Here is an 18,700-nt window from a genome sequence, read left to right as displayed (position 1 = left end):
GGCTCTGCGGAGTTGCGGTGGCGTGACTGGGCCGAGCTGATTTGGCGCCGCTGTGCTGCCTGATCGGCGTTGTGGTGGTCGAGCGGCTGCCGCACGGATGAGTCGATTCCGGCTACGCGTCCAGGTTCGCGATAACCCTGGACGGAGCTGGGCTGCTCGGGAAAGCCTTGGTGCCCAATGGTGACTGGTCCTCGGCGGGGGTGCCCCCGTGCCGGAGACCTTGTCTGGAAAGGAGGTTTTGGAGCTGGGACTGGCTGCGTGTGCCGGGCCACGGGCTGTTGACGCGGCTTCCGGTGTCGTCGTGGTGTGGCGATGCCGGGTGGGTGGCGAGGTAGGTTGCGGGGATGCGTGCCAGTCGGTTGTTGTCGGCTTTGCTGTTGCTGCAGACGCGAGGGCGGATGTCGGCCAGTGAACTGGCTGCCGAGCTGGAGGTCTCGGTGCGCACGGTGTACCGGGACATGGAGGCGTTGTCCTCGGCTGGGGTGCCGGTGTACGGCGACGCCGGGCGGTCTGGCGGGTACCAGTTGGTGGACGGGTACCGGACTCGGTTGACGGGGTTGACCGCCGCGGAGGCGGAGTCCTTGTTCCTCACCGGGATTCCGGGGCCTGCGGCGGAACTTGGGCTTGGCGGCGTGCTGGCGGCGGCGGAGTTGAAGTTGCTGGCGGCGTTGCCTGGGGAGTTGCGGGTTCGGGCGGAGGCGTTGCGGGGGCGTTTTCACCTGGATGCGGCGGGGTGGTTCCGGCCGGTGGACCGGGTGCCGATGCTGGGTGCGATCGCGGCGGCGGTGTGGGAGGGGGAGCGGATCGCCGTGCGGTATCGGCGGTGGCGGGAGCCGCGGGAGGTTGAGCGGGTGTTGGAGCCGCTGGGGCTGGTGGTGAAGGCGGGGCTTTGGTACCTGGTGGCGCAGGGGGTGGATCAGCCTGGGCGGGTGCGGACCTATCGGGTCGCGGAGGTGCTGAAGCTGACGCGGTTGGGGGAGGGATTTGTGCGGCCGGAGGACTTTGATCTGGCCGTGTATTGGGGCGAGTGGGCTCGGCTGTATGAGCGGGAGATGTTGGTGGGGACGGCGGTGGTTCGGTTGTCACCCAAGGGGATGTCTCGGTTGGCGTATGTGTACGGGGACACGGTGGCCGCGGCGGTGGTGGGCAGCGCGGGGGAGCCGGATGAGCGGGGGTGGGTGGTCGCGGACATGCCGATAGAGCAGGTCGCCGTAGCGCATGACGACCTGCTCAAGCTCGGTGCGGAGGTGGAAGTGCTTGCGCCGCAGGAGCTACGGACCCTGCTGGCGGAGTCCGTGCGTGCGCTGGCGGCGGCGTACCTCGGGTGATCTCAACGTGCGGCGGCTGTGTCCCAGCCTTGGAGCAGCAAGGTGTTTCGACTCCTTTCTGTTGACGACAGGTACTGGGTGCGACCATGTGGATTTGGCCCGTGGGGACGGTCGCGTGGGACACGAACGCCGGACGGGAGAAGACATCGGTCCACAGCGGACAGTGGGGCGGCGGACTTTCGCGCGGCTTTGTGCACCGTGGAGCCGATGGCGGGGAGCGCTGCAATCGTGGGTATTTCTCCGGAGTGATGACCGGAAACCCACGAGGGGCCGGTCAACGGCCTGGGCGGGACTCGCCCTTTCGCTTCAGCAGCATGGCCGAATCATCCCGGATGTTCCGCGCCTTCCGCAAGAGAGTTCTTCCCGGGCGAACAGCTAGGTGGGGCAGTCGGGTTGGTGGGGGCTGGGTCGGTGGGGGCTGGATAGGTCGGGGCTGGATTGGTTGGGGCTGGATTGGTTGGGGGTGGATTGGTTGGGGGTGGATTGGTTGGGGTGGTGGGGCGGTTGGGGTGGTGGGGCGGTTGGGGTGGTGGGGCGGTTGGCTGGGTCGGTGGGGTGTTTGGGTTGGCTGAGGGGTGGGTTGGCTGGTTAGCCGAGTAGCTTGGCGAGCAGGGCCGGGTGGTAGGACAAGCCCTCCTGGATCATGGCCTTGCTCCACTGCTTGCCCTGCTCGAAGTCCACAGTGGACCAGTCGATGCCGCCGAGTGGGGGCCGCGGGTCGTACTCGATGCCGGTTTGCACGCCCCGGGCGACCTCCGGGCCCGCCAGCACCTGGACCACGTGCAGGGCGGCGTCGATGCCCGCGGCGACGCCGGCCGCGGTGATGAACTTGCCGTCGGTGACCCAGCGTTCGGCCACGGGGGTCGCGCCGAATCGTGGCAGCAGGTGGCGGCAGGCCCAGTGGGTGGTGGCGTTGCGTCCTTCGAGCAGGCCGGCGGCGGCGAGCAGCAGGGAGCCGGTGCACACCGACAGGGTCAGTTCGGTCTGGGGGCTGGTGGTGCGGAGGTAGTCCAGCAGGGCTTCGTCGGCCATGGCGCGGAAGGTCGGGCCGCCGCCGCCGGGGACTAGCAGCGCGTAGGGGGCGGGGGCCTCGGCGTAGGTGTGCGTGGCGGACAGGTTCAGGGGCAGGTCGGTGGGGAGAGGGTTCTTGGTGGCGGACACCGTGATCGTGCGGTAGGGCAGGCCGAGTTGGGTCAGGGAGGTGAGCACCTGGAGTGGGCCGACCAGGTCGAGTGGGGTCAGGCCGGGGTAGAGGACGAACGCGATGGTGCGGACTTCGGTGGTCATGGAGCCAGCCTGGCGGGTGGTGCGGGCGGGGCGCTGGGCGATGTCCGAAAACCTGTGCTCCTTGTCTGACGGACATGGGGCGTTAGGTTGGCGGTATGGCGACTGGCCCCCGGCGGGTGGTGATCATTGGCTATGACCAGGCGGAACTGCTGGACATCGCGTGTCCGAGCGATGTGCTGGACGCGGCCAATCGGCTCGGCGCGACGCCGGGGTACGAGATCCGGCTGGCCAGCATGGGTGGGCGGGCGATCCGCTGCGCCTCGGGGCTCACGCTGGCCGCGCAGGTGAAGTTGGAGCAGGTGGCCGGGCCGGTGGACACGATGATCGTGGTCGGTGGCTGGACCTATCTGGAGCAGGCCGGAGACCAGCGGTTCCTGGACCAGGTGCGGCGGGTGGCCCGGTTGAGCAGGCGGGTCGCGTCGGTGTGTGTCGGGTCGACCTTGCTGGCCGCGGCGGGGTTGCTGGACGGGCGGCGGGCGACCACGCACTGGTTCTACGCGGAGAAGATGGCCGAGCACTATCCGGCGGTGACCGTCGACCCGGCGCCGTTGTTCATCAAGGACGGGTCGGTCTACACCTCGGCGGGGGTGACCAGTGGGCTGGACCTGACACTGTCGCTGGTCGAGGAGGACCACGGGGCCGTGCTGGCGCGGGCGGTGGCCCGGAACCTGGTCACCTACCTGCAGCGGCCTGGTAACCAGGCGCAGGTGAGCGTGTACGTCGCCGCGCCGCCGCCAGAGCATGCGGTGGTGCGCGAGCTGATGAACCTGATCGAGGCCGATCTGGCCGCTGACCTGCGGGCCGGCACCTTGGCCCGCCGTGCGGGACTGAGCACCCGGCACCTGGCCCGGTTGTTCGAGCAGCAGCTGGGCAGCACCCCTGGCCGGTACGTGCGCACCGCGCGCACCCGGGCCGCGGCGCGGTTGCTGGAGTCGACCCGGTTGCCGTTGACCGCGGTGGCGGCGCGCTGTGGGTTCAGCTCGACCGAGACCCTGCGGCAGGCCTTCCTCGACCTCTTCCAGACCTCGCCCTCGGTCTATCGGATGGTGCATCGCAGGCGGGCTGCGGCGAGCTGACCTCGGGCGGGCCGACCTGGGCCGACCTGGGCCGACCTGGGCCGACCTGGGCCGACTTGGGCCGACCTGCGCTGACCTGGGCGGGGCCGGTTGCGGGGGTTGTGCGCGGGTGTGGGTCCGTGGGCAGGGCGGGATCGCGTCGGCGGGGGGCCGTGGATCGGGCAGTGGGCTGAGCTGGTGCGGGGGCCGGGTTGGACCGGAAGAACCACCGTTGGGGGCGCTGCGCGTTCGGCTGTCCCCCGTTAGCCTGAAGCGGGTCGGCCGGTGTCGATCGAAGGGTGTTGCCATGCGGATCGCGGATGTCCTGCGCACCAAGGGTTCCACTGTTGCCACGGTCGAACCGGGCAATACGGTCACCGAGTTGCTCGCGGCGCTCGCCGAGCACAACGTGGGCGCGCTGGTCGTGGTGGGACCGGACGGGACCGTGGTGGGCATCGTGTCCGAGCGGGATGTGGTCCGGCGGCTGCGGGAACGCGGGGCCGAACTGCTCAGCGGCACGGTCGCGGAGATCATGACCGCCGCCGTGGTGACCTGCACGCCGCAGGACACCGTGGACAACCTGACCGTGCTGATGACCGAGCGGCGGATCCGGCATGTGCCGGTGCTCGTCGACGGTCGGCTGGCCGGGATCGTCTCCATCGGGGACGTGGTGAAGTCGCGGATCAGCCAGCTCGAAGAGGACCACGAGCACCTTCAGGCCTATATCGCCCAGGGCTGACCACTTCGCGGTGGCGCGGGCGCTGGGCTGGTTCTAGCGTTCGTTGTCATGTCACGTATCGCTTTTCTCGGACTTGGCCGCATGGGTGTGCTGATGGCGGGCCGGCTGCTGGCCGCGGGGCACGAGCTGACCGTGTGGAACCGGACCGCGGCCAAGGCCGGCCCGCTCGTCCAGCGTGGTGCGCGGGTCGCGGACAGTCCCGCCGCGGCGGTGGACGGGGCGGAGCACGTCATCACCATGCTCGCTGACGGCGACGCGGTGAACGAGGTCATCTTCGGCACCGGTGGCGCGGCCGGGAAGCTGGCCACCGGGGCGACCGTGGTGGAGATGTCCACCAGTGGGCCAGGTGCCGTGCGCGATCTCCGCGCGCGGATGCCCGAGGGGACCACGCTGGTCGACGCGCCGGTCAAGGGCACGTTGCCGCAGGCCGAGGGCGGCACCCTGGACATCTACGTGGGTGGCACCGAGGCCGAGTTCGCCGCGGTCGCCGAGGTGCTCTCGGTGCTGGGCAACCCGGTTCGGGTGGGCGAGGCCGGGGCGGGGGCCGCGTTGAAGCTGGTGGTCAACGCGATCACCGCGACCGTGCCGGTGCTGGTCGGTGAGGCGATGGCGCTGGCTGATCAGCTCGGGGTGGACCAGGGCACGGCCTGGGACGCGCTGGCCGGGTCGGCGGTGGGCGGCATGGCCGCGCGGTTGCGGGAGCAGAACGAGACGGCGGGGCTGCCGATCACGTTCTCGCTGGCGCTGGCCGCGAAGGACCTGCGGCTGGCGCTGGAGGCGGGGGCGGCCGAGGCCGGGGTGATCGCGACGGCCCGGCGGGAGCTGGACGCGGCGGCGGGGGCTGGGCTCGGTGGGCGGGATTTCAGTGCCGTGGTGGCACATCTGCGCGCCAAGGACTGACGGGAGCGGGGCGGGCACGGCCTGCGCGGGAGGAGCTGGGGCGAGGGCCGGGCGTGCGGGCTTGCCGTGCGGGGCTGAGGTGTGGGGCGGGTGGGCGCGCTCGGTGTGCGGCTATGGCGAGAGCCGGGGGAGCGGGTGGTGCGCAAGCCGGCCTGGTGCGTTAGTTCTCGCTGTGTTTCTGCGCGAACTCGGTCAGCGGCACCGGGACCGCGCGCAGCGTGCGCAGGATCTCCGCCTCCCTGGTCAGCATCCGGCGGATCAGTCGCAGCCGCCGGATCGGGCAGGTCTCCTCCAGCAACCGCTGCTGGTCCTCCAGGGTGAGCATGCAGTCGGCGGCCAGTTCGTGGGACAGGGAGGCGACATCGGCGGTGCCACTGGGTTCCTTCCAGTCCTCCTGGCGCCAGGCCGTGGTGCAGTAGCGGCGGTGGGCGGCGCGGGCGGCGTCGGCGAGCACCGTGGGCCTGGGGCCCAGGGCCGGTTCCGCGTCCGGCATCCACTCGACCTGGCCGATCAGGTAGGGCGCGCTGGTGCGGTCGACCTCCAGCAGCCGGAACCGGCGCTGGCCGCGGACGACCACGTCGTACTGGCCGCCGTCGAGTCTGCGGACCTCGCGCAGCAGCGCGGTGCAGCCGATGTCGTGCACGGCCTCCAGGTTGTCCTCGCCGATCTCCCAGCCCTGCTTGACCGCGACCACGCCGAAGCTGCGACCGGGCACGGCGCCGGTCACCAGGTCCACCATCAGCTGCCGGTAGCGCGGTTCGAAGATGTGCAGTGGCAGCGAGGCGCCCGGCAGCAGCACCGTGCCCAACGGGAACAGCGGCAGTGTGTCGGTCACCCGTTCACGTTACGACGAGCCGGTCGAGCCCGCTGGCCGATTTCCGGCGGGCGGACGCAGCACCGCGAACGGATCGGTCACCTCCAAGCCCTTGCCGGGGAACCGGAACAACGCAGCTGGGCGGCCCCCCGACGGGCCCGGCGGGGCGGTGTGGCCGGTGGGTTCCAGCAGGCCGCGGCGGGACAGCACGCGTTGCAGGTTGGTCGCTGACACCCGGTAGCCGAGTGCCGCTGAATAGAGCGAACGCAGCGCCGAGACGGTGAACTCCGGCGGAGCCAGGGCGAAGCCGACGTTGGTGTAGGACAGCTTGGCGCGCAGCCGGTTGCGGGCGCGGTGCACGATGGCCTCGTGGTCGAAGGCGGTCGGCGGCAGCGCGTCCACCGGATGCCAGGCGGTGTCGGCCGGGATGGCCGGGTCCACGTCGTAGGGGACCAGGCCGAGGAAGGCCGTGGCGACCACCCGTTCGCCCGGCACCCTCTCAGGTGCTGAGAACACCGCGAGTTGCTCGACATGGGGCACTCCGCGCACATCGACCTTCTCACCCAGTTGCCGCCGGACCGAGGTCTCGACGTCCTCGCTGGTCCCGAGCCTGCCGCCGGGCAAGGACCACCGCCCGGCATGGGGTTCGCGGGCCCGTTCCCAGAGCAGCGCCTGGAGTGATCCTGCTCGCACCTGGAGTACCGCGGCCAGAACCTCATGTGCCGCATGACCCTTTTGGCTGATACCATCACCCATAGTTTTCGATTCTAAGGCGAAAACCTGGTTGACGGCCACTCGGCACGCTCGGGTGGAGCAAGGAGGACGACATGGCCGCTACTGCGTGGTTGGAGCGGACCGACCTGACTCCCTACGGCGGCGTCGAGCCGAACGCGGAGTGGGCCGCCGAGGTACGCAGGCTGGCCGAGGAGCGGGATGCGGTGCTGCTGGCGCACAACTACCAGCTCCCCGAGATCCAGGACATCGCCCACCACACCGGTGACTCGCTCGCGCTCAGCCGCATCGCGGCCGAGAGCGAGGCCTCGACCATCGTGTTCTGCGGCGTGCACTTCATGGCCGAGACCGCGAAGATCCTCAGCCCGGAGAAGACGGTGCTGATCCCGGACGCGCGGGCGGGCTGCTCGCTGGCCGACTCGATCGACGCCGACCAGCTGCGGGCCTGGAAGGCCGAGCACCCCGGCGCGGTGGTGGTCTCCTATGTCAACACCACCGCCGAGGTGAAGGCGGAGACCGACATCTGCTGCACCTCCTCCAACGCGGTGGACGTGGTCCGCTCGATCCCGGAGGATCGGGAGGTGCTGTTCCTGCCGGACCAGTTCCTCGGCGCGCACGTCCGCCGGGTGACCGGCCGGGACAACCTGCACATCTGGGCGGGCGAATGCCACGTGCACGCCGGGATCAACGGTCCCGAACTCGCCGAGAAGGCCGCCGCCAACCCGGACGCGGACCTGTTCATCCACCCTGAGTGCGGCTGCGCCACCTCCGCGCTCTACCTGGCGGGCGAGGGCACCGTGCCCGCCGAGCGGGTGCACATCCTCTCCACCGGCGACATGGTCAAGGCCGCCAGGCAGACCAAGTCGAGCACGGTGCTGGTGGCCACCGAGATCGGCATGATCCACCAGCTCAAGCTGGCCGCGCCGGAGATCGACTTCCGCGCGGTGAACGAGCGGGCCTCCTGCCGGTACATGAAGATGATCACCCCGGCCGCCCTGCTGCGCGCGCTGCGCGAGGGCAAGGACGAGGTGCACGTGGACCCCGAGATCGCCGCCCGCGGGCGCGCCTCGGTGCAGCGGATGATCGAGATCGGGCAGCCGGGCGGGGGCGAGTGAGGTGCCGCGCTGGGAAGCAGCCGCGGACCTGGTGGTGGTCGGCACCGGGGTAGCCGGGCTGACCGCCGCGTTGCGCGCCACCGAACTCGGGCTGCGGGTGCTGGTGATCACCAAGGCCAGTGCCGAAGCGGGCAACACCCGGTGGGCCCAGGGCGGCATCGCGGTGGTCCTGGAGGGCGAGCACGAACCCGGTGACAGCGTCAGCGGGCACCTCAGCGACACGCTCACCGCGGGCGCCGGGCTGTGCGATGAGGTCGCCGCGCGCACCATCCTGGCCGGTGGACCGGCCGCGGTGCGGCGGTTGCGGCGGCGCGGCGCGATCTTCGACGCCCGGCCGGACGGCACCCTCGCGCGCACCAGGGAGGGCGGGCACTCCGCGTTCCGGGTGGTGCACGCGGGCGGGGACGCCACCGGCGCCGAGGTCGAGCGGGCGCTGCTGGCCAGTGCCCGCGACGGGCGGCTGACCATCCTGGAACGGCACACCGCCGTGGACGTGCTGCGGGCCGAGCCGGTGCAGGTCGGGCCGCGGCCGGGCAGCGCGGTCAGCGGACTGCTCGTGCTGGACGAGTCGGGCAATCTGGGCGTGCTCGCCGCGCCGGCGGTGCTGCTGGCCACCGGCGGGCTCGGTCAGCTCTACGCGGCCACCAGCAATCCGGAGGTGGCCACCGCGGACGGGCTCGCGCTCGCCCTGCGTGCCGGGGCCATCGCGGCCGACCTGGAGTTCACCCAGTTCCACCCGACCGTGCTCTACACCGGGCCCGGGGCCCGCGGGCGCCGTCCGCTGGTCACCGAAGCGGTGCGCGGGGAGGGCGCGGTGCTGGTGGACGGCGCAGGCGAGCGGGTGATGACCGGCGTGCACCCGCTGGCCGATCTCGCGCCGAGGGACGTGGTGGCCGCCGCGATCACCCGGCGGATGAACGCCACCGGCACGAGCAACGTCTACCTCGATGCCACCAGGCTGGGCCCGGACACCCTCGGCATGCCCTTCGCGCAACGGTTCCCGAGCGTGCACGCGGCCTGCGTGGCGGCCGGGATCGACCCCGCCGTCGATCCCATCCCGGTCGCGCCCGCCTGCCACTACGCCTGCGGAGGTGTCATGTCCACAGTGGACGGACGCACCGGGGTGACCGGGCTGTACGCGGTCGGCGAGGTGGCCAGGACCGGACTGCACGGGGCCAACCGGCTCGCCTCCAACAGCCTGCTGGAAGGCCTGGTCGGCGGCGAGCGGGTGGCCGAGGCGGTCGCGCTGGACCTGGGCACCGGCCTGGCCGACGGGCACCGCGGGCCGGTGCGGATCGGCAGCCCGGTGGCCCGGATCGCCGAGCGGGACACCCTGCAGCTGACCATGAGCAGGCACGGCGGGATCGGGCGCACCGCGGCCGGACTCGCCGAGGCCAACGAGACGATCGGCGCGGTCAGCGTGGACTCGCTGCTGCGGACACGTGCGGATGTGGAGGACGCGGCACTGACCCTGGCCGCCGCGGTGCTGCTGGACAGCGCCGCCGCGCGGACCGAGACCAGGGGCTGCCACGTCCGGTACGACCATCCGGCCGCCGACGACCTGGCCTGGCGGCGCAGCATCGCCGTCCGGCTCGGCGCCGACGGCAGGCCGGAGTTGATGCGGTGGACCGCGATGGGAGGTGCGGCGTGAGAGCCGTTGGCGGGGTCGAGTACTGGCGGAGCTGTTCACACCGGGTCTCGGCCAAGCTGGGCCGGGCCGGGCTGGACGTCGACGACGTGCAGCGGGTGATCAGCCTGGCCCTCGGCGAGGACCTACGGTACGGCCCGGACGCGACCACCGACGCGACCGTGCCCAGGGAGGCGGTCGCCGAGGCCGACCTCAACCCGCGCAAGGGCGGGGTGCTGGCCGGGGTGGTGGTCGCGCTGGCCGTGTTCGACACGGTGATCGGCGCGGAGAACTACGAGGTCCTGGAACTGCGCAAGGACGGGGAGAAGCTGTCGCCGGGGGAGAGCGCGCTGCGGTTGCGCGGCCCGGTGCGCGGCCTGCTCACCGCCGAGCGGACCGCGCTGAACCTGGTGTGCCACCTCTCCGGGGTGGCCACCGCGACCGCCGCCTGGGTGGACGCGGTCAGCGGGACCGGGTGCGTGGTGCGGGACAGCCGCAAGACCATGCCAGGGGTGCGGCTGCTGCAGAAGTACGCGGTGCGCTGCGGCGGTGGGGAGAACCACCGGCTGGGCCTCGGCGACGCGGTGCTGATCAAGGACAACCACGTGGTCGCCGCGGGCGGGGTGGTGCAGGCGCTGAAACTGGCCCGCCAGCACGCGCCGCACCTGCCCTGCGAGGTCGAGGTGGGCACGCTGGAGGAGCTGGACCTGGTGCTCGGCGAGCAGGCCTCGCTGGTGCTGCTGGACAACTTCACGCCGGAGCAGTGCGCCGAGGCGGTGCGCCGGGCGGCCGGGACCGGGACGAAGCTGGAGGCATCCGGCGGGCTGACCCTTGACGTGGCGCGGGAGTACGCCGAGACCGGGGTGGATTACCTGGCGGTGGGTGGGTTGACGCACTCCTCGCCCGCGCTGGATCTCGGGCTCGATTTGCGCTGAGGGGCTTGGGGGGAGGAAGAGGAGGGGCGCCCGTCCGGGGGGAGGGCGCCCTTCCGCTTGTCCGGGGTGGCGGCGGGCCCGGGCGGGGAGAAGCCGGGGCCGGGCTGCCGCCTGGTGCGGGCCGGGGCCGGGGTGTGGGTCAGAGCCTGCGGTTCTCCAGGACCGGGATGGCCTCGCGGGCCTGTTCGACCATGAACGGGTCGATGCTGACGACCAGCACCTCCGGTTCGGCGCCCAGGCCGGCGTGCACGTTGCCGAAGGGGTCGACGACCGCGCTGTAGCCGACGCCGGTGGGGGCGTTGCCGGTGGTCTCGACGCCGGTGGTGGCCGGGTCGGCCTGGCCGCAGGCGACCACCCAGGTGGTGGAGTCCAGGGCGCGGGCCCTGGTCAGCAACTCCCACTGTTCGCGCTTGCCCTCGCCTGAGCCCCAGGAGGCGGCGGTGATGATGACGCTGGCGCCGTTGTCGGCCAGGGCCCGGTACAGCTCGGGGAAGCGGACGTCGTAGCAGGTGGTCATGCCGACGGTGACGCCGCCGATCTCGATCGCCACCAGGTCGTCGCCGGGAGCGACCGTCTTGGACTCGGTGAAGCCGAAGGCGTCGAAGAGGTGGATCTTGTGGTATCCCACCGGGTCGTCGCCGCCGGTGACCAGCAGCGTGTTGTAGACCCGGCCGTCGGGAGCGGGAGTGAACATGCCCGCGACGACCAGCACGCCCGCCTCCTTGGCCAGCCTGCCGACCGCGGTGCCCCAGGGACCGTCCACCGGCTCGGCGATCTCGGCCAGCTTCGGGCCGCCGAAGCAGGCCATCGTGGCCTCGGGGAAGACCACCAGCTCGGCGCCCTGGTCCGCGGCCAGCTGGATGCCCTCTCGAACCAGCTCCAGGTTCTTGGCGGGGTCGGCGCCTGACACGATCTGACACAGGCCGATTCGCACTCTGGGTCCTCCTAGAACTCCGCGGCAAGCTGGCACACACAGTGTGACCTACTTGTATACTTCCAGTATGCAAGGGGGTGTCTGATGGCCAGTGGCCGTGACCGTGCCTATGAGTTCCTCAAGGACACGGTGCTGGGTGATCCGGCCATGCAGGGACAGTTCATCAACGAGCAGGAACTCGCTGACCGTATCGGTGTGTCGCGCACTCCGATCCGGGAGGCGTTGCTGATGCTCGCCGCCGAGGATCTCCTCCGCCTGGTGCCGAAGAAGGGCGCCTACATCCCGATCATGACCATGCGGGAGATCAAGGAGCTGATGGAACTCCGGGAGATGCTCGAACGGCATGCCGCCGCGCGCATCCTGGAGGGGGACCGGGGCGCGCTGAACGAGATGGCGGTGGCGCTGGAGACCCAGCGCGGGTTGCTGGCCGCCGAGGATCCGCGGGAGTTCATCGAGTGGGATCGGCGGTTCCACGCGGCGCTGGTGGCGGCCTCGGGGAATCAGCTGCTGGTGCGGGTCTACGACGGGTTGCGGGCTAGGCAGGTCACCGTGGGGGTGGCCGCGCTGGGCCGGGCGGCCGGGCGGCGGGAGGCCGTGCTGGCCGAGCACGAGCTGATCCTCAACTCGCTGAGCGAGGGGGACGGGCTGGCCGCGTCGCTGGCCATCACGACGCATCTGCAGGCGACGCTGAAGTTGCTGCTGGCGGGGTGAGCCGCTCCTCCGTCGGGTCGGGGTCGCGGCCCAGGGCCACGCCGATCAGGGTGATCACGCCGGTCAGGCCCAGGTAGGCGGCCAGGGCCAGCCAGTCGTGGTACTCGGCGAGCAGGTAGGTGAACAGCAGCGGGGCGATGGCGCCGCCGATCACCCCGGCCAGGGTGTAGGCCAGTGAGCTGCCGGTGTAGCGCAGCCGCGGGGTGAACTGCTCGGAGATGAAGGCCGCCTGCGGGCCGAACAGGGCCGAGTGGATCACCAGGCCGCCCAGCACGCCGAGGATGAGGGCGGGCAGCGAGCGGGTCTCGGCCAGCGGGAAGAAGACGAACGGCCAGGCCATCGCGGCGACGGTGGCGACGGCGTACATCCGGCGGCGGCCCCACCGGTCCGACAGCGCGCCTGCCAGTGGGATCAGGAAGACCTGGACCGCGGAGCCGATCAGGACCGCGGCCAGGGCCCAGCCGCGCGGGACGCCGAGTTCCTGGGTGGCGTAGGTCAGCACGAACACCGCGAACAGGGCGTAGAGCACGTCGGGGCAGACCCGGCAGAGCACCGCGGCGATCAGCGCACGGCGCTGGGTGGTGAAGACCTCGGTGATGGGCGCGGTGGGGCGCTCGCCGCTGTCCGCGATGGCCTGGAAGACCGGGGTCTCTTCTAGCCGGGCGCGGATCCACAGGCCGAACAGCACCAGCACCGCGGAGAGCAGGAAGGCCACCCGCCAGCCCCAGGCCAGGAAGTCCTCGGCGCTCATGGACACGCCGAGCAGCGCGATCACGCCGTTGGCCAGCAGGGTGCCCAGTGGCGGGCCGACCTGGGCGGCCGAGGCCCAGAAGCCGCGGCGGGCCGGATCGCCGAACTCGCTGGAGAGCAGCACCGCGCCGCCCCACTCACCGCCCAGGCCCACGCCCTGGGCGAAGCGGAGTACGACCAGCAGCACCGCGGCGGTCACCCCGATGTCCTCGTGGGTGGGCAGCAGGCCGATGGCGAAGGTGGCCACGCCGGTGATCATCAGGGTGATGACCAGGACTTTCTTCCGCCCGATCACGTCGCCCAGGCGGCCGAAGACGAAGCCGCCCAGTGGCCGGGACAGGTAGCCGACGGCGTAGGTGGAGAAGGCCAGCAGGGTGCCGGAGAGCGGGTCGTGGCTGGGGAAGAACAGCGCGCCGAAGACCAGGGCCGCGCTGGAGGAATAGATCGCGAAGTCGTATACACGCTTCGCTGACCTGGGGTTTCGCCGATTGGGGCCGATGTGAGCGGATGTGAGCGGATGTGACTGTCCGCGCAGGTCAGCCGAGGGATCGACGCAGCTGGATGTGAGCGGATGTGAGCAGATCGGAACCCTCATTCGTCCCAGAACTCATCCCAGAATCCTCAGTCGTCTGTCCACTGTGGACAAGTTCGAGGTTGCGAGCACCAGGCCCGTTGAGAGCGGCCCGGCACTGCCGCATCGCTCTCGGGGACACCTCGGTGTAGCCAAGGGTTTCCTCCGTACTCGCGTGGCCCATGAGCAGGGTGATCGCCATCGGGTCAACGCCGCACTCGGCGAGCAGTTCCCTGTAGCCCCGCCGGGCGGAGTAGGGCGACAGCCGCGGCAGGCCGGCCGCCAGGCGGGCCCGCCTGATCTGGTTGCTGAAGGCCTGGTTTGTCAGGGGCGCGCGGGTGCGGGGCGTGCGGAAGACCAGGTCGGACTCGCACACGCCGTACGGACGGTGTACGAGTCCACACTTGGCCATGGGTGGATACCGCTTCTGCCAGCGACGCAGGATCTCGACTGCCTGCTCGCCGAGCGGCAGGGTGCGCGCCTTGCCGTTCTTCGGATACGGCTTGATGATCCTCTCTGGCGTCACGGAATGGCCCTTGACTGGCCGGAGGTAGACCAGTACCTCGCGAATCTCAACTTCGCCGGATTCCAAACCGACCCGACTCCAGTGCAGGCCGCCGAGTTCACCGGGGCGCACGCCCAGTTGCAGGCTCAGCCATAGAGCGAACTGGTAATGCGGGTGTAGGTGATTCCACAGCGTCTGAAAGGTACCCTCGCGAATGGTATTCTTCGGGCGGGTCAAGTTCTTGGAGCCGGGAATGCTAATTTTCACGCATGGGTTAGCGTCAAGAACCTCGGCGGTTACGGCGGAGATCATTGAAGTTCTGAAGAGCGAGTAGATTCGGTGACCATACTTAGGGGACATTCCTGGTCTGCCGATCTTGAGGCTGTTCACCCATGCCTGTACCTTCTTGCGGGTGATGGTGTTAATCGGAGTTTCGGACCACTGTGGCATTAGGTACCTATTGCACAAGTCAAGCTCGCGGTTGTGTGTCTGCTCCTCGATTGGCTCGCGCTCATCTGTGCCGGTTGTTCGTACCGGCCACCAAACGTCCGTGGCCCAGTCGCCCCACTTGATGCTGGGCGGAAGCAGACCTTCGTCTACGGAGGCCCTGCGTTCGGCGGCCGTTTGCAGGACACGTGCCTGCCGCCTGGCTTCGCGCTTCGATGTCGGATAAGGCTTGTGCGTGTACTTCTTCTTGCCGTTGACATAATAGACGCCGCGGTACTTGATTCCATTCTTGGTCTTCATTGGGTCGACACTAACCACGTGTATCGCTCCCCTCGGTCAGCGCGAAATGTGCGCCACGAAGTCGCGTTCGGAGTCGCATGCGGAGAGAGGCTAGGGGAGGGTTCTGCTCCCGCCAAGCAGAACCCCACCTGCGTTGCTACCTGTCCGTCAGGACCTTGCTGACGAGCGCCAGTACGATCTGTTCGGATACGCGCCGGTCTGCCCAGATGATGACTTGTTCACCGTCTCGGGAAGCCAACACGTCTGGCGCTGGTAGGTCCGTAAGGTGGAGCTCAAGCACTTGCATGCGGCTCCTTGCGTTCGGCTTGACGCTGAGGGTGCCGGACAGTACGCACCACGCACGGAGATCAACACAAACGTCGGCCTAAACCACCCTTACGGCGGATGTGGCATCACTGAGCTGCAACGATACGGAGACTCTAGATAACTATCCTGCCTGCGGGCTAACGCTCATTCGCGGGCTGGGTCTTCGCCGCGGCGGCCCGCTCGGCCATCCGCTCGTCGACCTTCTGTCGCAGGATCTCGGCCAGCTCGGCCACCTCCTCGGGTGTCCGATCTCCGGTTAGCGTGATCCAGGCTTCGATGTTGGGGTCCGCGACCTCCACATCCACCCGGCGTAGGCCGAGACTCTCCTCTACGGCGTCGAGCACCTCACGCACTGTCGTATCGAGCGCGGCCGCGAGCGCGCGGATGGTGTCCGGCTTGGGATGCTGGGCGATCTCTCGCCTGGTCAGCTGCCAGAGGATGTTGCCGCGAATCCTCTGCCCTCGGTCGCGAGCGCGGTCAGCCATGTCTTCGTAGCTCAGACCCGAGGCGGCCTTCTGACGCTCGATCAGCTCCGCGAGGTTCACAGCCCTACCTACCCCCGTAACGGCCAGAGACGTCAACGGCCAGTAAACACCGCGACCGAATCGTGACGTTAAACGGGTGTTGACGCCATCCGCCGCGAGAGTTAACGTCAGCGTGCCGTCTTCATGGTGAAGACAGCTAGCAGACGGCATCACGCAAACGACGTCGGCCAGCGGAGGCACTGTGAGTTCCATCTACGTCACCATTCGCAACACGGAGGTCCTCCGAACGGCGATCGACGACGCTGGCACCCAACGGTCTGTCGCCCAGCGAATCGGGATCTCGGCGGCCCGCCTGAACCTCCTCGCCACAGGCCGCCGCCCGCGAGTTGAACTGGCCCTCGCCGGGCGAATCGAAGAGTGCCTCGGATACAAGGCGGGAGCGTTGTTCCAGCTCGTGGACGCCGAGGGGCTGGCGCCCTACCTCTCGAACGCGGAGGTGCGCTGTGCCAGCTGACGAGTGGCTGTCGGTTACCGAAGCCGCCACCCACGCGAAACGCCACGAACAGACCGTTCGGCGTGCGCTTCGGACGGGTCGACTTCAGGGCTACCAGCACAAGGAATGCGCCAGCTGGCGCATCCAGCGCGAGGCCGTCGACCGGTGGCTGAAGGGCCAGCCCGCTGAACCGCGACGCATTCGCGTCGCCTGATCTCCGGTCCGGCTGCCGCCACCCCGAGACGGCAGCCGGACCGGCCCCCGAACAACCGATCCCGTTCATATGCGCGGACCGCCCGCGCGCTGTGCGACCAGCGCGAACGAGCGGCCCGCCGACCAGCAGGAGAGGTACCTCCCGATGGACAACCCGAAGGTTACCGAGCCGCTCCGGCCGCTCGCCGCCCTGGCCCAGCAGCTCCGCCGCTTGTACGAGTCCGGCGCTCTCCACCAGGCCAGCACCAGGGACCAGCTCACGGCCCCGGCCGCTGCCGTCTCGCCGTGGTTCGCCGCGGCCACGACCACCCGGGCGGGGGTCTGACCATGCAGACCACCACCACCATCCCCGCCGTCCACCTGGACCAGGCCGACAACTGCACCCACTGCGGCGAGCACGCCTCCGTACACATCCGCCGCGGCGAGATCCTGGCCCCGGCCACCTTCCACCACGGCGAGCTGGCGCTGACCGCGCCGGTTGCGGCGGTGGCGTGATGACCACCGCGACCATGCTGCCCCGGCTGCGGGCGATCACCGCGCACATCGACCGCCACGAACTCCACCAGGCGGGCTCGGTCAGCATCACCATCCACCCCGACAACGACGACATCGTCATCGGCACGCACCACGGCGACGACAGGCTGCGGATGGCGGCCGCCTGGTACGAGTCCTTCACCGGGGCCATGATCTTCGGCCAGAGCCGGACCGTCGGCCACACCTGCCTGCACCTGCGCACCCTGCTGGAGGGCTGGGACACCTGGATGGTGCTGAACCTGGATGGTGCGGCCGCGACGGTCGCGACCGCGCGCTTCGAGCTGGACGCCCGCGATGAGCACGGCTGGTTGGAGAACCAGCCGGTGGATGTGGCCGTGCTGCGGACGTGGGCCGCCGAGGGTCTTCCGGCGGGGGTGGCGTGATGACCGCCCCCGCCACCACCGACAACGCGCACGGCCTGCGCTGTGCCCTCCCGGCCCACCACCGGTTCCCGGTCGTGGCCACGACGACGACCAGGTCGCCACGCACGAAGACCAGCAGGGTGCAGGCCTACTGCGGGATCTGCGCGAGCTGCGTGCACTGCGGGCAGCTCGGCGCCATTCTCGACACCAGCGGCCGCGTGCTCTGCCGTGCCCACCACGACCCCGAGTCCGGGATGTGGTTCACCGAGCTGACCCACTTCCCCGAGGCGTTCTGCACGGTGGCCCACCAGCCCCCGCGACCGGCCGTGGCCGCACTGGCCACCTGCACCAGCAACGGCACGGTGCGCCTGGACTGGAGCACCCGTCTGTGCCGGGACTGCGCCATGTGCGCCCGTCCGGACTGCACCGGCGAGGGCGTACAGCTCGACATCGAGGACCGCCCGAGGTGCTTCGAGCACCGGCACGACGACGTCCGCACGGCCGGGCAGACGGACATGCTGGTGATGTCCATGCAGCACACCTGGTACTTCGAGCTGCTGCGGGACGGTGCCTGATGGCCGGGACCGTGCCCGACACCATGACCCTGGCCGAGGCCTCCGCCGAGCTGCGCGCGGCGGGCTACACCGTGCGCACCCTGGCCGCCTCGGCCGCGGTGATCGCCACCCTGCGCGTCGGGGACCTGCGGGCCTCGGTACTGCTGGACCCGGACACCGCGGTGCCCGCCGTCGCCCTGCACCGCACCAGCGGCCGAACCAGCGCGGTGCTGTTCCGCCGCGACACCAGGATGGTCGGCGGCCGCTTGGTCTCCTACTCCCTGGTCTCCGCGGTCGGTCACGGCTGTGCCCTGGCCCGCCAGCTCGGTGCGGGGGTGGCGCGATGACCACCCCGCTGCACATCGGCGACCGCATCCCGCTGCCCCCGCACACCATGTGGAACTTCGGGCAGCTGCCCGGTGCCCGCCGGATGGACGGCTGCAGCGCGCAGGTCATCCGGATCGGCCCGGCGATGCCGACCTGCGGGCTGGCGCCGCTGGTGGTGCTGGCCTGCCCGGAGATCCCGGCTCTGCCGGAGTGGCTGCTGATGGCCGCCGACCGCGAGGCGCTGGCCGCCCAGCTCGACCGGGCACGGTGGATGGCCACCCGCCGCACCTGGACGGCCCTCTGCCGTGGCTGGGAGTCCAGCCGTCCGGCCCGGGAGTTCGCCGGGGCGGTGGCCACGGTGGCCGGCCTGCTGCTGGTGCTGGTCGTCATCGCCTGGCAGGTGCTGGCCCCGCACGGCTTCGGCCCGGCCGAAGCGCTGCTCGGCGGGCTGGTCCTGGCCACCGCCACCGCCGCGGCCTGCCGGGTGCTGCGCCGCCGGAGCCCCCGGTGAGCCGGGACCGCGCCCGCGCGCGCCTGGCGGATGCGGGCGCGGTCCTGCACGCGCTGTTCTTCCCCGTCCTCGGCGGGTTCGCCCTCGGCCTGGTCCTGGCCGGCGTGCCCGTCCTCGCCCTCATGACCGGCTGGGGCACCTGATGCCCCACCCACGAACGGAGCA

The 18,700-nt window shown here is 70.5% G+C and carries 24 protein-coding genes; 17 read left to right on the top strand and 7 right to left on the bottom strand.

The window, feature by feature from the left end:
• Positions 1-344: 344 nt before the first annotated feature.
• On the top strand, positions 345-1,328 hold the full coding sequence (locus ACTOWY_RS06075; protein WP_441308612.1) for a helix-turn-helix transcriptional regulator: 984 nt from the start codon (positions 345-347) through the stop codon (positions 1,326-1,328).
• A 588-nt stretch (positions 1,329-1,916) separates the two neighbouring features.
• Here the strand turns inward: ACTOWY_RS06075 and ACTOWY_RS06070 are convergent.
• Complete coding sequence (locus tag ACTOWY_RS06070; protein WP_441308611.1) at positions 1,917-2,615, bottom strand: DJ-1/PfpI family protein; 699 nt, start codon at positions 2,613-2,615, stop codon at positions 1,917-1,919.
• A 95-nt stretch (positions 2,616-2,710) separates the two neighbouring features.
• On the opposite strand from ACTOWY_RS06070, the gene ACTOWY_RS06065 reads away from it, so the two are divergent.
• From ACTOWY_RS06065 to ACTOWY_RS06055, 3 genes are all read left to right on the top strand, one after another.
• The gene (locus tag ACTOWY_RS06065) at positions 2,711-3,691 is read left to right on the top strand and encodes a GlxA family transcriptional regulator (RefSeq protein ID WP_441308610.1); all 981 of its coding nucleotides are present in this window, start codon (positions 2,711-2,713) and stop codon (positions 3,689-3,691) included.
• A gap of 286 nt (positions 3,692-3,977) precedes the next feature.
• Positions 3,978-4,409, top strand: coding sequence for a CBS domain-containing protein (locus tag ACTOWY_RS06060; protein WP_441308609.1), 432 nt, complete (start codon positions 3,978-3,980; stop codon positions 4,407-4,409).
• Positions 4,410-4,457: 48 nt separating this feature from the next.
• Complete coding sequence (locus ACTOWY_RS06055; RefSeq protein WP_441308608.1) at positions 4,458-5,309, top strand: NAD(P)-dependent oxidoreductase; 852 nt, start codon at positions 4,458-4,460, stop codon at positions 5,307-5,309.
• A gap of 160 nt (positions 5,310-5,469) precedes the next feature.
• Here ACTOWY_RS06055 and ACTOWY_RS06050 read toward each other — a convergent pair whose 3' ends face one another.
• Both ACTOWY_RS06050 and ACTOWY_RS06045 read right to left on the bottom strand, forming a co-directional pair.
• Positions 5,470-6,144 carry an LON peptidase substrate-binding domain-containing protein gene (locus tag ACTOWY_RS06050; RefSeq protein ID WP_441308607.1) on the bottom strand — a complete coding sequence of 225 codons (675 nt, stop codon included), beginning with the start codon at positions 6,142-6,144 and terminating at the stop codon, positions 5,470-5,472.
• 9 nt (positions 6,145-6,153) lie between these two features.
• Positions 6,154-6,879 carry an NUDIX hydrolase gene (locus ACTOWY_RS06045; RefSeq protein WP_282106428.1) on the bottom strand — a complete coding sequence of 242 codons (726 nt, stop codon included), beginning with the start codon at positions 6,877-6,879 and terminating at the stop codon, positions 6,154-6,156.
• A 71-nt stretch (positions 6,880-6,950) separates the two neighbouring features.
• Here ACTOWY_RS06045 and nadA point away from each other — a divergent pair, with 71 nt between their 5' ends.
• Genes nadA through nadC form a run of 3 tightly spaced genes read left to right on the top strand, consistent with a single transcriptional unit; the run spans position 6,951 to position 10,532 of the window.
• The gene (nadA, locus tag ACTOWY_RS06040; RefSeq protein ID WP_441308606.1) at positions 6,951-7,970 is read left to right on the top strand and encodes a quinolinate synthase NadA; all 1,020 of its coding nucleotides are present in this window, start codon (positions 6,951-6,953) and stop codon (positions 7,968-7,970) included.
• A 1-nt stretch (position 7,971) separates the two neighbouring features.
• Positions 7,972-9,621 (top strand): L-aspartate oxidase, encoded by a 1,650-nt coding sequence (locus tag ACTOWY_RS06035; protein ID WP_441308605.1) that lies wholly within the window; start codon positions 7,972-7,974, stop codon positions 9,619-9,621.
• Between the two features lie 56 nt (positions 9,622-9,677).
• Positions 9,678-10,532: a carboxylating nicotinate-nucleotide diphosphorylase gene (gene nadC / locus ACTOWY_RS06030; protein ID WP_441308834.1), complete on the top strand. Its 855-nt coding sequence runs from the start codon at positions 9,678-9,680 to the stop codon at positions 10,530-10,532.
• Between the two features lie 139 nt (positions 10,533-10,671).
• Here the strand turns inward: nadC and ACTOWY_RS06025 are convergent, their stop codons facing one another.
• Entirely contained in the window at positions 10,672-11,466 is a 795-nt protein-coding gene (locus tag ACTOWY_RS06025) for a carbon-nitrogen hydrolase family protein (protein ID WP_441308604.1), read from the bottom strand.
• An 84-nt stretch (positions 11,467-11,550) separates the two neighbouring features.
• Here ACTOWY_RS06025 and ACTOWY_RS06020 point away from each other — a divergent pair, with 84 nt between their 5' ends.
• Entirely contained in the window at positions 11,551-12,177 is a 627-nt protein-coding gene (locus tag ACTOWY_RS06020; RefSeq protein WP_441308603.1) for a GntR family transcriptional regulator, read from the top strand.
• On the opposite strand, the gene ACTOWY_RS06015 is transcribed toward ACTOWY_RS06020, so the two are convergent.
• The 3 genes from ACTOWY_RS06015 to ACTOWY_RS06005 all read right to left on the bottom strand — a co-directional run bounded on the left by ACTOWY_RS06015 (position 12,131) and on the right by ACTOWY_RS06005 (position 15,601).
• Positions 12,131-13,522 (bottom strand): MFS transporter, encoded by a 1,392-nt coding sequence (locus tag ACTOWY_RS06015; RefSeq protein ID WP_441308602.1) that lies wholly within the window; start codon positions 13,520-13,522, stop codon positions 12,131-12,133. The two genes, ACTOWY_RS06020 and ACTOWY_RS06015, sit on opposite strands and share 47 nt — an antisense overlap.
• Complete coding sequence (locus ACTOWY_RS06010) at positions 13,464-14,750, bottom strand: tyrosine-type recombinase/integrase (protein ID WP_441308601.1); 1,287 nt, start codon at positions 14,748-14,750, stop codon at positions 13,464-13,466. The genes ACTOWY_RS06015 and ACTOWY_RS06010 overlap by 59 nt, the downstream gene beginning before the upstream one ends.
• A 443-nt stretch (positions 14,751-15,193) precedes the next feature.
• Entirely contained in the window at positions 15,194-15,601 is a 408-nt protein-coding gene (locus tag ACTOWY_RS06005) for a hypothetical protein (protein WP_441308600.1), read from the bottom strand.
• 181 nt (positions 15,602-15,782) lie between these two features.
• Here ACTOWY_RS06005 and ACTOWY_RS06000 point away from each other — a divergent pair, with 181 nt between their 5' ends.
• The 9 genes from ACTOWY_RS06000 (at position 15,783) to ACTOWY_RS05960 (ending at position 18,678) form a co-directional block, all read left to right on the top strand.
• Complete coding sequence (locus ACTOWY_RS06000; RefSeq protein WP_441308599.1) at positions 15,783-16,055, top strand: hypothetical protein; 273 nt, start codon at positions 15,783-15,785, stop codon at positions 16,053-16,055.
• Positions 16,045-16,248 carry a helix-turn-helix domain-containing protein gene (locus ACTOWY_RS05995; RefSeq protein ID WP_441308598.1) on the top strand — a complete coding sequence of 68 codons (204 nt, stop codon included), beginning with the start codon at positions 16,045-16,047 and terminating at the stop codon, positions 16,246-16,248. Before ACTOWY_RS06000 ends, ACTOWY_RS05995 begins: the two co-directional genes overlap by 11 nt.
• A 144-nt stretch (positions 16,249-16,392) precedes the next feature.
• A complete protein-coding gene (locus ACTOWY_RS05990; protein WP_441308597.1) occupies positions 16,393-16,572 on the top strand; it encodes a hypothetical protein in 180 nt (59 codons plus the stop codon).
• A 2-nt stretch (positions 16,573-16,574) separates the two neighbouring features.
• Positions 16,575-16,742 carry a hypothetical protein gene (locus ACTOWY_RS05985; RefSeq protein WP_441308596.1) on the top strand — a complete coding sequence of 56 codons (168 nt, stop codon included), beginning with the start codon at positions 16,575-16,577 and terminating at the stop codon, positions 16,740-16,742.
• Positions 16,742-17,164 (top strand): hypothetical protein, encoded by a 423-nt coding sequence (locus ACTOWY_RS05980; protein WP_441308595.1) that lies wholly within the window; start codon positions 16,742-16,744, stop codon positions 17,162-17,164. Before ACTOWY_RS05985 ends, ACTOWY_RS05980 begins: the two co-directional genes overlap by 1 nt.
• A complete protein-coding gene (locus ACTOWY_RS05975; protein WP_441308594.1) occupies positions 17,164-17,718 on the top strand; it encodes a hypothetical protein in 555 nt (184 codons plus the stop codon). The genes ACTOWY_RS05980 and ACTOWY_RS05975 overlap by 1 nt, the downstream gene beginning before the upstream one ends.
• On the top strand, positions 17,718-18,044 hold the full coding sequence (locus tag ACTOWY_RS05970) for a hypothetical protein (RefSeq protein WP_441308593.1): 327 nt from the start codon (positions 17,718-17,720) through the stop codon (positions 18,042-18,044). Before ACTOWY_RS05975 ends, ACTOWY_RS05970 begins: the two co-directional genes overlap by 1 nt.
• Positions 18,041-18,535: a hypothetical protein gene (locus tag ACTOWY_RS05965; RefSeq protein WP_441308592.1), complete on the top strand. Its 495-nt coding sequence runs from the start codon at positions 18,041-18,043 to the stop codon at positions 18,533-18,535. Before ACTOWY_RS05970 ends, ACTOWY_RS05965 begins: the two co-directional genes overlap by 4 nt.
• Complete coding sequence (locus ACTOWY_RS05960; protein WP_441308591.1) at positions 18,532-18,678, top strand: hypothetical protein; 147 nt, start codon at positions 18,532-18,534, stop codon at positions 18,676-18,678. The genes ACTOWY_RS05965 and ACTOWY_RS05960 overlap by 4 nt, the downstream gene beginning before the upstream one ends.
• Positions 18,679-18,700: the final 22 nt, after the last annotated feature.

The sequence above is a fragment of the Crossiella sp. CA198 genome, assembly GCF_052078295.1.
GTDB lineage: Bacteria > Actinomycetota > Actinomycetes > Mycobacteriales > Pseudonocardiaceae > Crossiella.
Note: the sequence above shows the minus strand (reverse complement) of the source record. Positions and strands in the feature narration are given on the sequence as shown.

Excerpts from the sequence above, each read along its gene's own strand:
- ACTOWY_RS06075 (WP_441308612.1), top strand. The coding sequence starts at position 345 with ATGCGTGCCAGTCGGTTGTTGTCGGCTTTGCTGTTGCTGCAGACGCGA.
- ACTOWY_RS06070 (WP_441308611.1), bottom strand. The coding sequence starts at position 2,615 with ATGACCACCGAAGTCCGCACCATCGCGTTCGTCCTCTACCCCGGCCTG.
- ACTOWY_RS06065 (WP_441308610.1), top strand. The coding sequence starts at position 2,711 with ATGGCGACTGGCCCCCGGCGGGTGGTGATCATTGGCTATGACCAGGCG.
- ACTOWY_RS06060 (WP_441308609.1), top strand. The coding sequence starts at position 3,978 with ATGCGGATCGCGGATGTCCTGCGCACCAAGGGTTCCACTGTTGCCACG.
- ACTOWY_RS06055 (WP_441308608.1), top strand. The coding sequence starts at position 4,458 with ATGTCACGTATCGCTTTTCTCGGACTTGGCCGCATGGGTGTGCTGATG.
- ACTOWY_RS06045 (WP_282106428.1), bottom strand. The coding sequence starts at position 6,879 with ATGGGTGATGGTATCAGCCAAAAGGGTCATGCGGCACATGAGGTTCTG.
- nadA (WP_441308606.1), top strand. The coding sequence starts at position 6,951 with ATGGCCGCTACTGCGTGGTTGGAGCGGACCGACCTGACTCCCTACGGC.
- ACTOWY_RS06020 (WP_441308603.1), top strand. The coding sequence starts at position 11,551 with ATGGCCAGTGGCCGTGACCGTGCCTATGAGTTCCTCAAGGACACGGTG.
- ACTOWY_RS06015 (WP_441308602.1), bottom strand. The coding sequence starts at position 13,522 with ATGAGGGTTCCGATCTGCTCACATCCGCTCACATCCAGCTGCGTCGAT.
- ACTOWY_RS06010 (WP_441308601.1), bottom strand. The coding sequence starts at position 14,750 with ATGAAGACCAAGAATGGAATCAAGTACCGCGGCGTCTATTATGTCAAC.
- ACTOWY_RS05990 (WP_441308597.1), top strand. The coding sequence starts at position 16,393 with ATGGACAACCCGAAGGTTACCGAGCCGCTCCGGCCGCTCGCCGCCCTG.
- ACTOWY_RS05985 (WP_441308596.1), top strand. The coding sequence starts at position 16,575 with ATGCAGACCACCACCACCATCCCCGCCGTCCACCTGGACCAGGCCGAC.
- ACTOWY_RS05980 (WP_441308595.1), top strand. The coding sequence starts at position 16,742 with ATGACCACCGCGACCATGCTGCCCCGGCTGCGGGCGATCACCGCGCAC.
- ACTOWY_RS05975 (WP_441308594.1), top strand. The coding sequence starts at position 17,164 with ATGACCGCCCCCGCCACCACCGACAACGCGCACGGCCTGCGCTGTGCC.
- ACTOWY_RS05970 (WP_441308593.1), top strand. The coding sequence starts at position 17,718 with ATGGCCGGGACCGTGCCCGACACCATGACCCTGGCCGAGGCCTCCGCC.
- ACTOWY_RS05965 (WP_441308592.1), top strand. The coding sequence starts at position 18,041 with ATGACCACCCCGCTGCACATCGGCGACCGCATCCCGCTGCCCCCGCAC.